The organism is Cellulomonas sp., assembly GCF_965229465.1.
GTDB lineage: Bacteria > Actinomycetota > Actinomycetes > Actinomycetales > Cellulomonadaceae > Cellulomonas.
This window is the reverse complement of record NZ_OZ245882.1, coordinates 3771249-3791021: the sequence shown is the minus strand read 5'-3', so window position 1 is coordinate 3791021 and position 19773 is coordinate 3771249. Positions and strand designations below refer to the sequence as shown.

The following is a 19773-nucleotide window of genomic DNA, read 5'->3' as shown; positions in this document are numbered from 1 at the left end:
TACGCCCGCAGTGAACCGCGGGACTATCGAGGGCGTCGCCGTCGCTGTACCGGGGATGGACGAGGAGCCCCTGGACGCGTACTCCCGCACGGTCGTCACCGTCGCGGAGACCGTGCTGCCGAGCGTCGCCAGCCTGAGCGTGCGCACCCCGCGCGGCACGGGTGCCGGGAGCGCCAGCGTGATCACCACCGACGGCTACCTGCTCACCAGCGCCCACGTCGTCGCGGGTGCCACGGGTGCCGAGGCGGCGTTCACCGACGGGACCACGGTACGTGCCGACGTCGTCGGGCGCGATCCGCTGTCGGACCTCGCGGTGCTGCTGACCCGCGGGGACGTGCCGGCACCCGTCGTCCTGGGCGACGCGGCGACGCTGCGGGTGGGTCAGCTGGTGATCGCGCTGGGCAACCCGCTCGGGCTGGCCGGCAGCGTCACCGCGGGGATCGTGTCCGCCCTGGGCCGGTCCCTGCCGACGACGGCCGGCCGGGTGGTCGACGAGGTGGTGCAGACCGACGCGGCGCTGAACCCCGGCAACAGCGGCGGCGTGCTCGCCGACAGCGGCGGGCGCATGGTCGGCGTGAACACGGCGCTCGCGGGGATCGGCGTCGGCCTGGCTGTGCCCATCAACGCCACCACGCGCGAGATCATCGCGACCCTGATGACCCACGGGCGGGTGCGACGCGCGTGGCTGGGCATCGCCGGCACCCAGGTGCCGCTGCCGCCGCACCTCGCCGAGCGCCTGGGGTCGCCGACCGGGCTGCAGATCTCCGGCGTCTCCCCCGGCAGCCCCGCTGCCCAGGCCGACCTGCACCGCGGCGACATCGTGGTCGAGCTCGACGGCAGCCGGGTGGTGACCGCGACCGCCGTCCAGAAGCTCATGGTCGAGGACGCGATCGACCGACGGATCGAGGTCACGGTCTGGCGCAACGGGGCGCTGGTCGACGTGCTGGTCTTCCCGTGCGAGCTCGCGCTGCCGTGACCAGGGCGTCCGGTGCCGGACAATCGTCGGCGTGAGCGCCCCCGAGCTTCCGGTCACGCACCGGCATCCGCGTGACTGGCCTCCCGCCACCCGTGCTCTCGCCCTGATCCTGGGACCGTTGCTCCTGGCCGCGGTGGTCGCCATGGCGCTCACGTGGCCGCAGGACGCCGACCCCGTCGGTCAGCGGGCCGGGCTGGTCGACGTGGACGTCGAGCACGTGACCGCGCAGGTCACCGGCACACGGACCGAGCAGTGCCAGTCCACCATCGAGGACCGGCTCCCCGACGGCTCGCAACCGGACCAGGTGCAGTGTCTGCGCGTGCTCGCGACCGTCACCTCGGGGGCGCAGGCAGGGGCGGCCATCGAGGTGTGGGCGACCGCCACCGTGACCGCCGCCGACCTGCGGGACGGGACTCGGATCGTGGTCCAGCACTACCCCGCTGCCGACGGCGCCCCGGAGGTGTGGGCGTGGTCGGACTTCGCGCGCGGCGTGCCGCTGGCCACGCTCGCTCTCGCGTTCGTCCTGGTCACCGCGCTGGTGGCGGGGTGGCGCGGGCTGCGCGCGATCGCGGGCCTGGTCATCGCCTTCGTCGTGCTCTGGCAGTACGTCCTGCCCGGGCTCATCGCCGGCGAGGACGCCGTGGTCCTCGCCCTCAGTGCGTCTGCCGTGATCATGGCGATCGTGCTCTACCTCGCCCACGGGTTCTCGCTGCGCACCAGCACCGCGCTGCTGGGCACCCTCACCGGGCTGGTGCTCGTCGGCGCGCTCGGGGCGCTGGGCGCGCACGCGGCGCACCTGTCGGGCGCGACGTCCGAGGAGGACTTCCGGCTGGCGGCCCTGCTCGGTGACAACGGCGCCGCCGCCCTGCGCGGTGTGTTCCTCTGCGGCGTCGTGCTGGCCGGCCTCGGCGTGCTCAACGACGTCACGATCACGCAGGCGTCGGCAGTCTGGGAGTTGCGTGCCGCCGACCCCGGGGCGAGCTGGCGCCGACTCTTCACGGGCGGGATGCGGATCGGGAGGGACCACATCGCCTCGACGATCTACACCATCGCGTTCGCCTACGCGGGAGCGTCGCTGCCCGTCCTGCTCCTGCTGCAGATCTACGGCCTGCCGCTGGCCCAGACGCTCACCGGCGGGGAGTTCGCGCAGGAGATCGTGCGGACCCTGGCCGGCGCGATGGGGCTGATCCTCGCGATCCCGTTCACCACCGCCATCGCCGCGCGAGTCGCGCTCGGGCAGCCGGCCGGCACCCTGCGTCGGTCACCCGGGCACAGCCACGCGCACTAGCGACCCGGGGCGTGTCACGTCTCGGAGGCCTGTCCGGTCGAAAGGGTGTTGCCGGCGCGTCGCCGGCCGTCGACAACGGGAGGTCACGTCATGAGGGTCGTCGTCATCGGAGGTACCGGGCTCATCGGCTCGAAGCTGGTCGCGCTGCTGTCCGCCCAGGGCCACCAGGCCGTGGCCGCCTCCCCCGGGACGGGCGTGAACACGCTCACCGGTGAGGGTCTGGCCGAGGCGCTCGTCGGCGCGGAGGTCGTGGTCGACGTGTCGAACTCGCCGTCGTTCGAGGCAGCCGCGGTGCTGGAGTTCTTCGAGACCTCCACGCGGAACCTGCTCGCGGCCGAGGCGGTCGCCGGGGTGCGGCACCACGTCGCCCTGTCGGTCGTGGGCACCGAGCGGCTGCCCGAGAGCGGCTACTTCCGCGCCAAGATCGCGCAGGAGAAGCTCATCGCGAGCTCCGCAGTGCCGTACTCGCTGGTGCACGCCACCCAGTTCTTCGAGTTCGTGGGCGGCATCGTCGACTCCGCCACCGACGGCTCGACGGTGCGGCTGGCGCACGTGCTGATCCAGCCGATGGCCGCGGACGACGTCGCGGCCGCCCTGCTCGACGTCGCGGTGGGCGCACCGACGAACGGCCGGGTCGAGATCGCCGGGCCGGAGCGCTTCCGTCTCGACGACCTCGGCCGCCGCTTCCTGGCCGGGCGTGACGACCCGCGCGATGTGGTGACCGACCCCGCGGCGCCCTACTTCGGCGCGAGGCTCCAGGAGGACACGCTGGTCCCGCTCGGCGACGCCGCCCTCGGCTCCACGCGCCTCGAGGAGTGGACGGCCCGGTGACCCCTAGCCTGTGACGGTGGCCAGCGACACCGCCGACAACACCGCCGCCCCGCGCACGTGGTGGAACCAGAACGTCCCCGACACGGACGTGCGCGCGTTCGAGGACGTGCGCCCGCGCCTGTTCGGCATCGCCTACCGGATGCTGGGCAGCGTCGCGGAGGCCGAGGACGTGGTGCAGGACGCCTGGTTGCGCTGGCAGGGCACGGACCGCCGCGAGGTGCGCAACCCCGCGGCGTTCCTCACCACGACGACGACGCGGCTCGCGATCAACGCGACGACGTCCGCGCACGCTCGGCGGGAGACCTACATCGGGCCGTGGTTGCCCGAGCCGGTGGACACCAGCGCCGATCCTGCGCTCGGCGCGGAACGGGCCGAGGCGCTCGGGACAGCCGTCCTGCTCCTGCTGGAGAAGCTCGGCCCCACCGAGAGGGCGGCGTACGTGCTGCGCGAGGCCTTCGGGTACTCCTACCGGGAGATCGCCGACGTGCTCGACATCTCGGAGGCGAACGCGCGGCAGGTCGCCCGGCGCGCGCGGGAGCACCTCGACTCCGAGCGGTCCGCGCCCGCGTCGCCGGCCCAGCAGCGCCGACTGCTCGAGTCGTTCGTGGCGGCCGCGCAGGTCGGCGACCTCGAGGGGCTGGAGCGCTTGCTGGTCGACGACGTCGTCGTCCGCCCCGACGGCGGCGGAGAGGTGCACGCCTCGCGCGTCGAGCTGGTCGGTGCCGCACGCACCGTCACGTTCCTCGACAACGTCCTGCGCAAGTACTGGCACGACTCCGCACTGCGGATCGTCGAGGCCAACGGCGGCGCCGCGCTGCTGGTGACGACAGCCGACGGGCGGCCGCAGGCGATCGTCACGCTCGACGGCTCCGCGCGCGGGATCGAGCGCGTGTTCATCCAGGTCAGCCCCAGCAAGCTGCAGCACTTCGCCGCGGGAGCCTGACCACTGTCACGTTCCGACGCGCTGCGCGGTCGAGAGGGTGTGACACACATGCAGAGGATCGTGATCGTCGGCGGTGGCTACGCGGGCTTCTATGCCGCCTGGAACCTGGAGAAGACGCTGCGCCCGGACGAGGCGGAGATCACCGTCATCGACCCGCGCCCGTACATGACGTACCAGCCGTTCCTGCCCGAGGTGATGGCGGGGTCGGTCGAGGCCAGGCACGCGGCGGTGTCGCTGCGCACGCACCTGCGCCGCAGCAGGATCGTCGCGGGCGAGGTGACGCGGGTCGAGCACGCCCGCCGGACGCTGCAGATCCGTCCGGCCGACGGCGACGACCTCGAGCTCGGTTACGACGTCATCGTCATCACCGCCGGAGCCGTGACACGCAGGTTCCCCGTGCCGGGAGTCGCCGAGCAGGCGATCGGGATGAAGCACGTCGAGGAGGCCGTCGCGATCCGCGACCGCCTGCTGACGGCGTTCGACCGCGCGTCCGTGCTGCCGCCGGGACCGGAGCGCCAGCGGTTGCTCACCGTCACGTTCGTCGGTGGCGGCTTCTCCGGGGTCGAGGGCTTCGGCGAGCTGCTGTCGCTGGCCACGTCCCTGCTCCACTCCTACCCGGAGCTGTCGCTCGCTGACCTGGGCTTCCACCTGGTCGAGGCGTCCGGGCGCATCCTGCCCGAGGTGACGGACGGCCCGGGACGGTGGGTGGTCCGCGCCCTGGAGGAGCGCGGCGCGCACGTGCACCTGAGCACGCAGCTGGTCTCGGCGGTCGACGGGCACGTCGTGCTGTCCACCGGCCAGGAGTTCGACTCCGAGCTCATCGTGTGGGCAGCCGGCAACGCGGCCAACCCCGTGGTCGCGCAGCACACCGACCTGCCGGTCGACGAGCGCGGCTTCCTGCACGTCCGCGCGGACCTGCGGATCGGCACGGCCGACGCACCGGTGCCGGACGCGTGGGCGGCCGGCGACGACGCCGCGGTGCCCGACCTCGCAGCCGGCTCCCCCGGTGCGCGCACCGTGCCCAACGCTCAGCACGCCGTGCGCCAGGGCAGGCACCTCGCGGCGAACATCACCGCGGTGCTCCGCGGCGGGATGCCGAAGGACTACGTGCACCACAGCCTGGGGGTCGTCGCCACGCTCGGGCTGGGCCAGGGTGTGTTCCAGTACCGTCGCCTCGTCGTCACGGGCTTCCCGGCCTGGGTCATGCACCGCGGCTACCACGTGCTCGCGGTCCCCACGTGGGAGCGCAAGATCCGGGTGCTCGCCGTCTGGCTGGCAGCCGCTGTCTTCGGCCGGGACATCGTCTCGCTGGCGAGCGTCCAGCACCCGCGCGAGGCTTTCGTCCGCGGTGGCGCCCCGCGCTGACCAGCGGGCGGCCCGGGCGGGCACCGATCCCGGGAGTGTCACACGGTGATGTCGGGTACCCGCGCCTCAGGCGCGAGCCGGCGCACCGCGAGGTCGTCCGAGCGCACGGTCGCGACCCTGCTCGCGTGGACGGGAAGCTGCATCACCAGCAGAGCCCCGCCCTCGGGCGCGACACCCGCACGCACCCTGCCGCCCCGGGCCGCGACCACGTCGCGCACCAGACCGAGCCCGAGGCCGGTCTGGGAGAGCTCGTCGCGCAGCGCCTCCGCATCGTCCGCACCGTTGATCGCGGCCCGCAGGTCGGCGCTCAGTCCGGGCCCCGAGTCGGCGACGGCCACCTCGACCGACCGTGCGCCGCGCGTGCCGCTGAGCCGCACCGTGTCACCGTCCCCCGTGTACCGCAGGGCGTTCTCGATCAGCGTGTCCAGGCAGGCGCGGAGGCGCTCCGAGGACCCGAGCACCTCACCCGCGCGGGCTTCCACCACCCACTCGCGGTCGGCCACCTGCGCCCACCGGTCGACGGTCTCCCGGAGCAGGGCGTCGACGTCCACGCGCCCCAGGTCCGCGCCGCCCTGGAAGCGGATGGCGCGCACCAGCCGCTCGGTCGCCCGGGTGAGCCGGCTGAGCTCGTCATCGATGACCGACAGGTCGTGCCGCTCGCCCGGCTCGACCACCCGTCCCAGGAGAAGCTCGACGTAGCCTCGCGCGATCGTCAACGGGGTCCGCATCTCATGTGACGTCAGTCGGGTGAGCCGCTCGCGGTCGGCCGCCTGCCGGTGTTCGCGCTGCGCCATCTCCGTGACCGTCCGGAGCGCCAGCTGGCGCCGGCGCACGTGCCAGACCCCGAGCACCACGAGGAGCGTCATCAGCGGGATCTCGGTCGTCTCCTGCCAGGGGATGTAGCCCGTCGAGGCCCTGACCAGGAGCACGGCCCCGGTGGCCGCGGCGCACAGTGACACGCCCGCGACCGCCCACCGCAGAGGCCAGTTGCCCAGGGCGTAGAGCAGCGCGAACGCGGCCCACGCCAGGTGGTACGGGATCGTCTCGTTGCCGGGCCACACCCACATCAGGCCCGTGCACAGCGTCGCGAAGCCGAGCCACAGGAGGTACAGGTCCGCGCGCGCCGGCCCGTCGCCGGGCGCCGCTGGAGCGTCAGTCGCCGTCGAAGCAGTAGCCGACACGGCGCACCGTCTCGATCGTGGCGTGGTTCCCGAGCTTCCCGCGCAGGCGTCCCACGCACACCTCGACGACGTTGCTGCCGGGATCGAAGTCGAGGCCCCACACCGCCTGGAGCAGCTCGTCGCGCCGGCAGACCTCGCCGCGTCGGCGCATGAGGTGGGCCAGGAGCGCGAACTCCCGCTCCGTGAGGGACACCTCGCCGTCGGGCAGGTGCACGCGTCGGCGGTCGAGGTCGAGGCGTATCCCCCCGGCGCTCAGGTACCGCGACTGCGTCGGGGGCGTCCGCCCGGCACCGAGGTGGCGGCGCGTGCGCGCGAGCAGCTCGACCAGCGAGAACGGCTTGGCGACGACGTCAACCGCCCCACGCTCGAGTGCCTGCACGCGCGCGGCCACGTCGGTGACCGCCGAGAGCACGATCACCGGTGTGGCGTCCTGCCGCTGCCCGAGGGAGGCGAGCACCGAGAGCCCGTTGCCGTGCGGCATGAGCAGGTCGAGCAGGACCAGGTCGATGCCGCCCGACGCCAGCCGGTCCAAGGCGCTCTGGCCGTCGGCGACGGTCACCACACGGTGCCCCTCAGCGGACAGGGACCGGCCCACGAGCGCGCGGATGCGCTCCTCGTCGTCGACCACCATCACCGTGCTCATCGACCCGCCCCGCAGACGTCGACCAGCCGCCGCGTCGTTGCAGCGGGTACCGCCCTGCCACAGATCCCTACGCAGCATCCTGCGGACCGGTGGCAAATGCACGCAAACCAGGAGGAATTCACCCCACCCCCGGCGCCCCGACGCCTCATGACGGCCAGATGACGGAGTCATGACGGCTTCGCCACGAACGCAGGTCGGACCTCTCGGACGGACGACCTTGGGGATCACGGCGTCCGGGGAGGGTGCAGCGCATGCGTGGACAGACGGCAGTCGCGACGAAGATTCCTGCGTGGCGGAAGGCAGCCTCCGGGCTCGCCGCGCTCGCTCTGTCGGTGGCGATGCTCGTCGCGCTGCCCGTCGTCGCGGCACACGCGGCGTCGAACGAGCTCCGGCTGCACGTGATCAGCGCGCGGACCGAGCCCCGCGCGTTCGGCGGAGCCGGAGTCGACAAGGGCGACCTGGTGACCGAGTTCCAGTTCCTCGTCAGCAACGACAACACGGGGACCTCCGCGGTCCGCTCCCCCGCTCCCGGCACGGGGTGCGCGCCGAGCGACGCCGGCTACCCGCAGTCCTGCCCGTGGCCGTCGATCCGCGACGTCCCCCGCTCGAGCACCATCTACACGCACGGCGACCAGGACGACGTCACCGGCACGAGCTCCCTGAGCCTGCCCGACGGCCGCTACCTCGTCTCCGTGCTGGCCGACGGCTACAAGATCGACGGCGCGCACGTCACGATGCCGCTCGCCGACCCGACGGAGCTCGTGGTCGAGCTCCAGCCGAACCCCCTGCCGGACTCGACCCTGCGCGGCCAGGTGTTCGCCGACACCGCCCCGACCAACGGCACGCTCGACCCGGGCGACGCCGGCCTCCCGGGCTTCGTGGGGCAGATCACGGACTACCTCGGCGAGGTCAGCACCGACGTCTACGGCAACCCCCTGTGCACCACCTACGTGGGCGAGGACCCGGTCACGCACCAGATCCCGCTGGCGGACCTCGACGCGGACATGGCGCCGGTGGTCGACACCATGGGCGGCCAGTGCGTGAGCGACGCCGACGGCCTGCTGACGATCCCCCACCTGGGCACCAACCGGTACGCGTTCTCCGCGATCCCCCCGGACGGGCAGTCCTGGATCCAGACCACCACGCTCGAGGGCAACCACGACTGGGACGCCTGGGTGATGGAGGGGATGACGGGGTACGACACCGAGTTCGTCCAGGGCGGTGAGCAGGTGCCTCAGCCCCTGTTCGGGTTCGCTCCGCCCACGCACGACGGGCAGCCGCTCTCGCCGTCGGCCGCCGGGCACATCACGGGCACCGTCGTAGGGATCAAGACCTACACGCCCCCCAAGGGCGGAGCCTTCGACTTCTGGGGCGGGAACACGGGGACCAAGGTGGACAAGCCGATCGTCCGACCGTGGCTCTCGCTGGCCGACCTCCAGAACGGCGACCAGGCGGTCTGGGTGGGCCGCGGCGACGCGAACGGGCACTTCGACATCTCGGGCGTCCCCGACGGCAACTACATGCTCAGCTGGTGGGACGAGCCGCAGGCGTACAACCTCAACATGCTGAACGTGACCGTCAGCAACGGCGAGACGCAGGACCTGGGCAACGTCGGACTGAACGGGTGGTGGACCACCTACGACGGCTACGTCTTCAACGACACCAACCGCAACGGGTCGAAGGATGCGGGCGAGAACGGCGTCTCCAACTTCACGCTCACCCTGCGGCGCCAGGAGAACTCGCTCATGGACCGCGGCCAGACCTCCGCGACCACCGACGCCACCGGGCACTACACCTTCGAGTCCGCGTACCCGCTCGGTGAGTGGCTGGTCATGGAGGCCTACAGCGACTCCTTCTACACCACCGGCGTGACGTACCAGGCGGACAACCAGCCGACCCCCACCACGGTGAAGGGCGCCGGCGTCGACGTCGGCGTGCTCAACATCATCGGCCTCGGCGGCCGGATGGACTGGGGCGTGCACGCGTACGACCCGACCGGGGCGAACCACGTCGACCCCCGCAACGGCGGCATCGTCGGCACGGTCAGCTACGACACCACCCGCAACGAGCTCGACCCGCAGTACGCCGTCTCCGAGGACTGGCAGCCCGGCGTGTCCGGCATCCCGGTCGAGCTGTGGACGCCCGTGGCCTGCGGCACGACGAGCGCGCCGTGCGACGCGAACGAGCAGTACGAGCTCGCCGCCGACGGGTCCTACGCGACCGGGACGCTGATCAACGAGTACGTGACCGAGCACTGGAGCCGGCCCACGGGCTGCACCGCGCGGGACGTCGACGGCAACCCCCTGGTCCACGGCACCGACGAGAACGTGCTGGCGCCGGACCAGGAGACGGACGGCGAGTGCCTCTCCAGCTTCATGCAGGAGATCCAGTTCGGGCCGTACCCGACCGACCAGGGGACGCCCGACGCCAACTTCGGCGCCTCCGTCGACGGCAACTACGGGTTCGGGGACGGCTGCCTCGACGGGTCGCTCGTCGTGCCGGACCCCGCGGTCGAACCGTTCGAGCCGACGTGCCCGGGCGGGTTCGCTCCGCTGGGCGCGGGCGACTACCTGGTGCGGCTCGACATTCCCGCCGACGCCACGGGCGACCCGACGTACAAGGTCACCGGCGAGGAGGACATCAACATCGGCAACGGCGACCAGATCGTGCCGCAGGTCCCGCCGCCGGCGTGCGCGGGCGCCCTGCACACGGTCGACGTCGAGGGCGACGGGACGGACGGGTACGCCCAGGTCGTCGGTGACGGCGGCGTGACCAACGACGTCCCAGTGGGCGTGACCGTGCCCGCCTCGACCGCGACGCACAACACCACGTTCGTCGACATCGGCGCGTCGCCGTACGAGGGCACCCCGCGGCCGCGCTGCGACACCAAGCTCGTGCGGGTCAACAACGGCAAGTCGATCGTGCCGATGTTCAACGTGTTCACCGACGTCCCGATCCCGGCGCGCCTGCGCGGTCTCGTGGTCGACGACATCAACTTCTCCACCGACAAGCGCTCGACGATGTACGGCGAGAAGGCGGGCGTCCCGTTCGCCCCCGTGGGCATCTACGACTTCAGCGACCGGCTCGTCTACACCACCGAGTCCGACTTCAACGGCATCTACGACGTCCTGCTGCCCTCGACCAACCACATCAGCTGCCCGACGCCGTCCGGGGTCTGCGCGAACATGTACCGGTTCGTGGCCAACGACCCCGGGATCCCGGGCCACCTGAACCCGAACTACAACCCGCGGTACCGCACGATCGCCACGGAGTTCGAGGCGTTCCCCGGGTTGATCATCCCCACCGACCTCGCACCCACCCAGGTGGGCATGACCATCGAGTCGCCGGGCACCGGCCTCCCGCAGGTCGTGACCTGCAGCCTCGACGACGCCACGCCGCAGCTGCTCGCGGTCTCGCAGCCCTACGTGCGCGACAGCGGGACGTTCACGATCACCGGCACGGGGTTCGGCGCGACGCAGGGCGCGGGCCGCGTCACGCTCGACGGCACCACGGTGCTGCCCACCACGTCGTGGAGCACCACCCAGATCGCGGTCACGGTCCCCGCCTCGACGACCCCGGGACCCCACCAGCTCGCCGTCACGGCCGGCAACGGCCAGAGCACGGTCAACGGCCTGACGTTCCACGTGCTGCGGCGGAGCTACGCCACGTTCCCGGCGGGCCTCGTGCTCGACACGTTCAACCGCAGCACGACCAGCACCACCCAGCCGCTCGGCAGCGGCTGGGGCGGCCCGGGCAGCCAGACGACGAGCCTGTTCCGGATCACCCCGAGCACGCCCACGACCACGGCCAACCAGGCGCAGGTGCGCTCGACCGGCGGCACCATCTACCGGATCTCCGGTACCGGGTTCGGCGCCAACCAGGACGTGCGCTTCACGTTCCTGAAGACGGTCGTGAACAGCGGCAACCGCCAGGGCGGCGTGCTGCTGAAGGTCGGCACCGGCGGCGGCGGCGCCGTGACCAGCTACATCGCGGCGATGTACAACGCGACCACCGGCAGCGTCGTCGTCTCGACGGCCGCCTCCGCGGCGCAGGTGACCAACCCCGTCGTCCAGGGCACGCTCCCCGGCGTCACGTACGCCAACGGCGACCAGCTGGGCGCCCGGGCGCTGTCCGACGGCACCGTGAACGTCTATAAGAACGGCGTCCTCGTCGGGTCCGTCAACGTGGCGAGCGGTGCGACCCCCTGGCCGGCCGCCCTCGTCTCCGGTGGCGGGCGCACGGGTGTCCGGTTCACCGCGACCGCGGCGGCGAGCTTCAACACGCCGAACGACGTCCGGTTCGACAACTTCGCGGGCGGCAACGTCGCCCTGCTCCCGGGCGGCTACCTGCCGAACGTGTACGAGGTCGGTGCGGGCAAGGCGTTCACCAAGATCCAGCCCGCGCTCGACGCCGCGTTCTCCAGCGCCGGCGACGACCTGGTGGTCGTCTACCCCGGTCAGCCCGACCTGGCCAACCCGCGCAACAACCCCCGTGGTGCGTACTACGAGAACCTCATCGTCGCCTCCCCGGTCAAGCTCCAGGGCGTCGGCCCCGGCGGGTTCCAGGGCAGCACGTTCGTGCCCGGCTCGATCATCGACGCGAGCGCCTTCGGCGGCGACAGCGTCCTGGCCACCGACTGGTACACCAAGCTGGGCACGCTCACCTGGGACGGCAACCAGGACGTGAACGACGGCGAGGCCATCTACGTGCTCGCCTCGCAGAACGCCACCACCGCCGCCGGACGGGCGCGCCAGTTCACGGCCGCGTTCAAGGCCGGCATCGACGGCTTCGACATCCGCGGCGGCGACCAGACGGGCTTCCCGGGGAACATCAACGACCTCACCGGTGGGCCGACCGGGCTGCCCCCGAACATCGTCACGCAGGGCGGCGCGATCATGGCCAACGCCTACGCGCGGCATCTCCAGATCACCAACAACGTGGTGCAGAACAACGGCGGCGGCTACGGCACGATCCGGCTGGGGACGCCCGACCTGCCGGCGCCGGACACCAGCCAGCACAACGAGGACGTCCGGATCGCCAACAACCGGATCATCTCCAACGCCGGGACCAACCTGGCGGGCGGCGTCGGGATCTTCGCCGGTGCGGACCGCTACGAGGTGGCCCGCAACGACATCTGCGGCAACTTCTCGCTCGAGTACGGCGGCGGCGTGAGCGCCTACGGCCTGAGCCCGAACGGCAAGATCCACCACAACCGCATCTACTTCAACAACTCCAACGACGAGGGCGGCGGCATCATGATCGCCGGCGAGCTGCCGGCGACGCCCGGCACGCTCTCCCCCGGCTCCGGCCCGGTCGACATCTACGCCAACCAGATCCAGGCGAACCTGGCCAACGACGACGGCGGCGGCGTGCGCTTCCTGATGGCCGGCAACTACCCGATGCACGTGGTCGACAACATGATCGTCAACAACGTGTCCACCCACGAGGGCGGCGGCATCGCCATCGACGACGCCCCGAACGTGCGGGTCTCCCACAACACGATCATGAAGAACCTGACGACGGCCACGGCCGTGACGTCCGACGGCCAGCCGATGCCCGCAGGGCTGTCCAGCACGGGGAACAGCGACGAGCTCCAGGCGACCCTGCCCGCCGGCTCCCCGCTGTTCAGCAACCCGCTGCTGTTCAACAACGTCTTCTGGGACAACCGCGCCGGCACCCGCGCCGGGACCACCGTGACCGGCATCGGCGTGGCGGGCGACGCCACCCCGGTCGACCACTGGGACCTGGGCACCGGCGACGGCAGCGGCCTGCTGGCCCCGACCACCTCGGTGCTCCAGCAGACGGCAGGACCGCACCCGTACACCGCCAGCGCCACCAACACGGTGGGCGTGTCCCCCGCCGTCGTGCAGGAGTACGACGTCTCGGTCGCCTTCGCCACGTGGCGGCAGAACCCGGCGTTCGTCGACGCCACCCTGGTGACGCTCGAGGCGCCGCCGAACCTGCTGGGCAACTACCACCTGAGCGCGTGCCCCGGGTCCCCGGCGTGCAACCTCGGAGCAGCCACCAAGGCGGTCCCGTCCTACCAGCAGCCTCCGGCCACCCTCGGTGCCGCCCTCCTGGACATCGACGGCCAGACGCGCCCGGCGCTCGGCGGGTTCGACAGCGGCGCCGACGAGGTGGGCGGCGGTCCGGCTCCGGCACCGCTGTCCTTCTCCACCCTCGGCGCCACCAACCCGACCGACCTGACCGGCACGGCGGACGACGCCGACGTGTACCGGTGGACCGGCACCGAGTTCACGCGGGCGGTGGACGTCTCGGCGATCACCAACCCGCTCCCCGCCGGCGCGAACGTCGACGGCCTCGACCGGATCGACGACACGCACTTCTACCTGTCGTTCAGCACCGACCTGACGATCCCCGTCCCGGGGCCGGACCTGGCGGTGCAGGACGAGGACGTCCTCTACTACGACGCCGGCACCTGGTCGCTGTTCTACGACGCGAGCGTCAGCGGGGTGGGCAGCACCGACCTCGACGCGATCAGCGTCGTCGGCACCACGCTGTACTTCTCGACCGACAACACGACGGTGCCACCCGGGGCCGGCGGCACGGGCGACGACGCCGACATCTACCGCTGGAACGGCGGCAGCTCCTACACCCGGATGGTCGACGCCTCCGCGGTCGGCTGGTCGACGGCCAACGTCGACGGGCTCGTCTGGACCGACCCGACGCACGTCTACCTGTCGTACGGCACCGACACCACCGCGCCCGGCGCGCTGGCCGTGCAGGACGAGGACGTCGTCCGCAACGACGGCGGCACCTGGTCGACGTACTTCGACGGCACCGTGCTGCGGCTCACCGCGGACGCCCAGGACCTGGACGCCATCGATGTCCCCTGACCAGCTCCGTCACCCGAGGGGAGACAGCGGGATGACCGCGAACGAAGGCCTGAGTCGACGCCAGTTCCTGCGGGTCGCCGGCGGTGTGGCCGCCGTGGCCGGCGTGGCGTGGACCGGCAGGGTGCTCATGCCCGAGCCCGCTCTGGCGGCGGGCGGCGCACCCGACCTCGCCCTCGGGGGGACCGACGGCTGGATGTACCTGCCGCCCACGCCGGCGATCCCGCCGTTCCACCCGGACGTCTACGCGCCCGCGCCGTTCACCACGTACATCTTCGGCTTCCGGAACGTCACGGGGCTCACGCCCACCCAGCGGGCGAACCAGAAGAACAAGGCGCAGCACTCCGCACCCCTGTTCTGGGTGAAGCAGTACGACCCCGCCGCCCCCGTCGACTTCCTGGTGCAGCTGAACAACCTCGGCCTGGCGCAACGACCCGACCTGTTCGACGCGCACACGCTGCACTGGCACGGGTTCCGCAACGTCATCCCGTTCTTCGACGGCGAGCCGACCGGGTCGGTGTCCGTGCCCATGGGCCGCGACTTCACCTACGCCTATCGGCCGCGCCACCCGGGCACGTACATGTACCACTGCCACGTCGAGGACGTGGAGCACGTGCACATGGGGATGACCGGCCTGGTCTTCGTCCGCCCCCTCCAGGACGGGAACACCGCGCTCTACCCGAGCGGCACGTACATGTACAACGACGGCGACGGCTCGACCGGGTTCGACCGCGAGTTCGCCATGTTCCTGTCCGAGGTCTGGGCGGAGTCGCACTGGGCGGACGCCCACATCCAGCTGCCGGAGTGGAGCGACTACCGGGCCGACTTCGCCCTGCTGAACGGTCGCGTCTACCCGGACACCGTCGCCCCGAACGGCTCGATCGACCCGTTCCACCCGGTCAGCGACGCTACGGGCGACCTGATCGCCCCGCCGGGGTTCCCGAACCTGAAGTACCAGCCCCACTCGTCTCTCGTGAACTGCAACGCGGGTGAGCGGGTGGCGCTGCGCTTCGCCAACCTCGGGTTCCGCGAGCAGGCGATGACGCTCTCCGGGCTGCGCATGCGGGTGGTCGGCCGGGACGCGACCCCCATGCGGGGACGCGACGGCACCGACACGTCGTACGAGACGGACACGCTCAACATCGGCCCCGGCGAGAGCTACGACGTGGTGTTCACGGCACCTGCCCTCCAGGGTCCGGGACCGTTCGACACCTACATGCTCTACAACCGCGCGTACGCCCGGTCCGGCAACCGTGCGCCGGGCGGGTTCGGCGGCCAGGCCACCGAGGTCCGGGTGTACGCGAGCGGCGTCGCCCCGCAGGCCTATCCGAACGACTGGGGAGTCTGAGCGCCGTGACCACCAACCGACCTCGTCGGGCCCTGCGCGGTCCCGCGCTGGCCGCCCTGCTGGCGCTGGCGTGGGCCACCACGTCCGCCCTCACCGGCGCCGCTCCCGCCGCCGCCGACACGCCACCCCGCGTCGGCATCGTGTGCACCACCGGCGCGGGCGGGGCGGCGGGGAGCCCGATCTTCGACCTCACCACGCGGACCGGGTACATCAGCCTGCCCGACGGCAACACGGCCTTCATGTGGGGGTACTCCAGCGGGTTCGACGCCTTCCAGCACCCCGGCCCGGTCCTGTGCGTGGACGAGGGCGACGAGGTGACGGTGATCCTGCACAACACGCTCCCGGAGGACGCGTCCATCGTCTTCCCCGGCCAGGAGGACGTCCGCGCGGACGGCGCAGCGGTGCAGCCCGTGCTCAGCGGCGGGCAGGTGACCTCGCTGGCCCCGACCGCCGCCGCGGTGGACGGCACGGTCAGCTACACGTTCACCGCGTCCAAGCCCGGCACCTACCTGTACGAGTCCGGCACCAACCCCGAGAAGCAGGTGCGGATGGGGCTGTTCGGGGCCCTGATCGTCCGGCCCACGATGGGCGCCGCGTTCGCGTACGACCGGGCGGACAGCCAGTTCACGCCGACCGAGGAGTTCCTGGTGCTCCTCTCGGAGATCGACCCGTACCAGCACGCCGCGGTCGAGGCAGGGACGCCGTTCAACATGAACAGCTACCACCCGCGGTACTGGCTGATCAACGGACGCGGCTTCCCCGACAGCATCGCCGACAACGGGGCGTCCTGGCTGCCCACGCAGCCGTACGGGGCGCTGGCGTCCGTCAACCCGTTCGACGCCACGACGCACCCGCAGCCCGGCCTCGCGCGCTACCTCAACGTGGGCACGGAGGACTTCCCGTTCCACCCGCACGGCAACAACGGGCTCGTGATCGGCCGCGACGGGCGACCGCTCGAGGGACCGACCGGCCAGGACCTCTCGTTCGAGAAGTTCGCCATCAACATCGGGCCCGGGCAGACCTGGGACGTGCTGTTCCGCTGGTACGACGCCGAGGGGTACGACCCGGTCAGCAACCCCGTGCCCGTGACGGTGCCGAGCCTGGCCAACCAGGTGATCGGCGTCTTCTACAGCGGCAGCCCGTACCTGGGGAGCTCGCAGACGCTCCCGCCCGGTACGCCGACCCTGAACCAGTGCGGTGAGTTCTACATCATCAGCCACAACCACGCCCTGTTCCAGATCACCTCGTGGGGCGCGATCATGACCGGTCCCATCACCTACATGCGGATCAACCCGCCTCCGCCCAACGACTGCGGATGAGCGGAGAGGTGGGAGAACGATGATGCGCGCAACGAGCCTGCGGAGGGCTGTCTCCGTCGTCGCTGCCGGCGGAGCGCTGGCCCTCGTGCTGGCCCTCGTCTCGCCGGCGGGGCCTGCCGCCGCGGCGACCGTGCCGATCGATCTGTACGCGAAGACCGGCACCACGACGCTGCCCGCGGGCGGCCAGTCGGTCACCGTCTGGGGCTACAGCCTCACGGACACCGCGGTCACCCGCCCCGGCGGCCCGACGCTCGTCGTGAACGTCGGCGACACGGTGGACATCACGCTGCACAACATGGTCGGCGAGACCTCCGCCCTGCTGGTGCAGGGCCAGGGCATGGTCCCGGACCGCACCGGCGTCGCCACCAACGGCACGAAGGTGTACTCGTTCACCGCGACCCGCCCGGGCACCTACCTCTACGAGGCCGGCCTGCTCCCGAACGCCCAGCACCAGGTCGCCATGGGCCTGTACGGAGCGCTCGTCGTGCGTTCCGCCACCCCCGGCCAGGCCTACGGCACCGCGGCGACGGCGTACGACGACGAGGCCGTGCTGGTGCTCAGCGAGATCGACCCCGCCCTGAACAACGCGGCTGCGCCGGCGAGCTTCGACATGCGCAAGTACGCCCCCCGCTACTTCCTGGTCAACGGGGAGGCCTACCCCGACACGGACGCGGTGAGCACGGCGGTCGGCCGCACGACGCTCCTGCGGTACGTGAACGCGGGCAGCCAGTACCACTCGATGTCCGTGCTCGGCGCGCACCAGACGGTCGTCGCGCTGGACGGCAGCCCGCTGAGCTTCGCGCGGCAGTACGTCGCGGAGACGTTCGGCCCCGGGCAGACCGCGGACGCCCTGGTGACCCCGACGGCCTCGGGGACGAACCGTTCCCTCGCGGTCCACGACGGCAACCTGCTCCTGCACAACAGCAACACCGCCGGGACCGGCGGGATGCTCACCTTCCTCGACGTCACGGGCACGGGTGCGGTCGACGACTCCGGCCCCGCGACGACCGACGCACGCAGCACCGCCGACGTCACCGCGACCGTCAGCGACGCCGCCACGGGCGGGTCCGTCGTGACCGCCGCGGAGTACCACGTCGACGCCGTGACCAGCCCCGGGACCGCGATGGACCCGGTGGACGGCACGTTCGACTCCGTCACGGAGGACGTGGTCGGCGTCGGCGCACCGGCGCTCGTCGGCCAGCACATCGTCTACGTGCGCGGCCAGGACTCCTTGGGTCAGTGGGGGCCGTTCAGCTCCGTTCTGGTCAGCGGAGGCGACGCCGTCGGTCCGGTGACGACGGCCACGACGGTGTCCCCCGACGCCACGAACGGGACGGTCGCCGTGTCCGTGTCCGCGACCGCGGACGACACCGCGAGCGGCGGGAGCGACATCGCGGCGGCGGAGCTCTTCCTCGACACGGTCGGCGCGGACGGCACCGGGACCTCCCAGGTGGTGGGCACGGCTGCGGCCGTCTCCAGCATCGACGCGACGATCGCCGCGGGGACCGTCAACGCCCTCACCGAGGGCGAGCACGTCGTCTCCATCCACGCGCAGGACTCGGCAGGCAACTGGGGCGAGCACGCCACGGCGAGCCTGGTCGTGGACAAGACCGGTCCGACCACCACCGCACCGGTGTCCGTCGCCGTCACGCCCAACAACGGCACCCTCCCCTACAACCCGAGCACCCTGGCGGTCCGCATCGCGACGACGGTGACCGACCCGGCGTCCGGTGGGGTGAACACGAGGATCGCCCGCGCCGAGGGCTTCATCGACGCCGTCGGCGCGCCGGGCACGGGCTTCGTCGTGGCCGCCGCGGACGGCGCATACACCGACCCGACCGAGGGCGTCTACGCCGACATCCCCCTGGCCACCGTGGCCGCGCTCACCAACGGGTCGCACGTGGTCTCGGTGCGGGGTCGGGACGCGGCGGGCAACTGGGGGCCGGTCGCGACCGGGACCCTGATGGTCGACAAGGTCCGGCCCGTGATCAGCGCACTGACCGCGACCCCGAACCCCACCCAGGGCGCCACCACCATCACCCTGACCGGGACCAGCACCGACACCACCACCCTGACCCGCGCCGAGTGGTTCCGCGGCACCGACCCCGGCCTCGGCCTGGCCACCCCTATGACGATCACCGGCACCGGCCCGACATCCACCCTGACCACCAGCATCGACATCACCACCTGGAACGAAGGCACCCACACCCTGACCGTGCGCACCCGCGACGCCGCCGGGAACTGGTCGACCCCCGCCACCACCACCGTGGCCGTCCGCGCCCCGATCGTGCTGTCCACCCTGGGCAACACCAACCCCCCCGGCGTGGCCGGCACCCCCGACGACGCCGACCTCTACACCTGGAACGGCACCACCTACACCCGCACCCTGGACGCCACCACCATCGGGCTGACCACCGGCGCCAACATCGACGGATACGACCGCATCGACGCCACCCACTACTACCTGTCCTTCGCCACCGACACCACCGTGCCCGGCCTGGGCACCGTCCAGGACGAAGACGTCGTACTCAACAACAACGGCACCTGGTCGGTGTTCTTCAACGGCACCGCCCACGGCCTGACCGCCGCCACCCTCGACCTGGACGCCATCAACATCACCGGCACCACCCTCTACTTCTCCACCCTGGGCAACACCAACCCCCCCGGCGTGACCGGCACCGCCGACGACGCCGACATCTACTCCTGGAACGGCACCACCTACACCCGCGTCATCGACGCCACCGCCATCGGGCTACCCACCGCCACCAACACCGACGGGTTCGTCCGCAAGGACGCCACCCACTACCTGCTGTCCTTCTCCACCACCACCACCACCGTGCCCACCCTGGGCACCACCCAGGACGAGGACATCCTCGCCCGCAACACCGGCACCTGGTCGGTCTACTTCGACGGCACCACCCACGGCCTGACCACCGACACCCTCGACATCGACGCCTTCGACATCCCCTGACACCCGCCCACTTCCGCTCCGGTCGTTCCACCGGTAGAACGAGAGGACCCGGCA

11 protein-coding genes are annotated in these 19773 nt (G+C 71.8%); 9 read left to right on the top strand and 2 right to left on the bottom strand.

The window, feature by feature from the left end:
• Window positions 1-55: 55 nt before the first annotated feature.
• The 5 genes from ACO06A_RS17880 to ACO06A_RS17860 all read left to right on the top strand — a co-directional run bounded on the left by ACO06A_RS17880 (window position 56) and on the right by ACO06A_RS17860 (window position 5403).
• Window positions 56-976 carry a S1C family serine protease gene (locus ACO06A_RS17880; RefSeq protein ID WP_421733540.1) on the top strand — a complete coding sequence of 307 codons (921 nt, stop codon included), beginning with the start codon at window positions 56-58 and terminating at the stop codon, window positions 974-976.
• 31 nt (window positions 977-1007) lie between these two features.
• Window positions 1008-2264, top strand: coding sequence for a YibE/F family protein (locus ACO06A_RS17875; protein WP_421733539.1), 1257 nt, complete (start codon window positions 1008-1010; stop codon window positions 2262-2264).
• A gap of 90 nt (window positions 2265-2354) precedes the next feature.
• The gene (locus tag ACO06A_RS17870) at window positions 2355-3095 is read left to right on the top strand and encodes an SDR family oxidoreductase (protein WP_421733538.1); all 741 of its coding nucleotides are present in this window, start codon (window positions 2355-2357) and stop codon (window positions 3093-3095) included.
• 16 nt (window positions 3096-3111) lie between these two features.
• Window positions 3112-4038, top strand: a complete 927-nt coding sequence (locus ACO06A_RS17865; protein WP_421733537.1) for an RNA polymerase sigma-70 factor — start codon at window positions 3112-3114, stop codon at window positions 4036-4038.
• A 48-nt stretch (window positions 4039-4086) separates the two neighbouring features.
• The gene (locus ACO06A_RS17860) at window positions 4087-5403 is read left to right on the top strand and encodes an NAD(P)/FAD-dependent oxidoreductase (protein WP_421733536.1); all 1317 of its coding nucleotides are present in this window, start codon (window positions 4087-4089) and stop codon (window positions 5401-5403) included.
• A gap of 38 nt (window positions 5404-5441) precedes the next feature.
• Here the strand turns inward: ACO06A_RS17860 and ACO06A_RS17855 are convergent, their stop codons facing one another.
• Window positions 5442-6584, bottom strand: a complete 1143-nt coding sequence (locus ACO06A_RS17855; protein WP_421733535.1) for a sensor histidine kinase — start codon at window positions 6582-6584, stop codon at window positions 5442-5444.
• Window positions 6556-7227 carry a response regulator transcription factor gene (locus ACO06A_RS17850; RefSeq protein ID WP_421733534.1) on the bottom strand — a complete coding sequence of 224 codons (672 nt, stop codon included), beginning with the start codon at window positions 7225-7227 and terminating at the stop codon, window positions 6556-6558. The genes ACO06A_RS17855 and ACO06A_RS17850 overlap by 29 nt, the downstream gene beginning before the upstream one ends.
• 251 nt (window positions 7228-7478) lie before the next feature.
• Between ACO06A_RS17850 and ACO06A_RS17845 the strand changes: the two genes are divergently transcribed.
• The 4 genes from ACO06A_RS17845 to ACO06A_RS17830 are packed head-to-tail and all read left to right on the top strand — an operon-like array spanning window position 7479 to window position 19719.
• The gene (locus tag ACO06A_RS17845) at window positions 7479-14084 is read left to right on the top strand and encodes an SdrD B-like domain-containing protein (RefSeq protein ID WP_421733533.1); all 6606 of its coding nucleotides are present in this window, start codon (window positions 7479-7481) and stop codon (window positions 14082-14084) included.
• Window positions 14085-14115: 31 nt separating this feature from the next.
• A complete protein-coding gene (locus ACO06A_RS17840; protein ID WP_421733532.1) occupies window positions 14116-15429 on the top strand; it encodes a multicopper oxidase domain-containing protein in 1314 nt (437 codons plus the stop codon).
• 5 nt (window positions 15430-15434) lie between these two features.
• Window positions 15435-16748, top strand: a complete 1314-nt coding sequence (locus tag ACO06A_RS17835; protein WP_421733531.1) for a multicopper oxidase domain-containing protein — start codon at window positions 15435-15437, stop codon at window positions 16746-16748.
• A 19-nt stretch (window positions 16749-16767) separates the two neighbouring features.
• Window positions 16768-19719 carry a multicopper oxidase domain-containing protein gene (locus ACO06A_RS17830; RefSeq protein ID WP_421733530.1) on the top strand — a complete coding sequence of 984 codons (2952 nt, stop codon included), beginning with the start codon at window positions 16768-16770 and terminating at the stop codon, window positions 19717-19719.
• Window positions 19720-19773 lie beyond the last annotated feature (54 nt).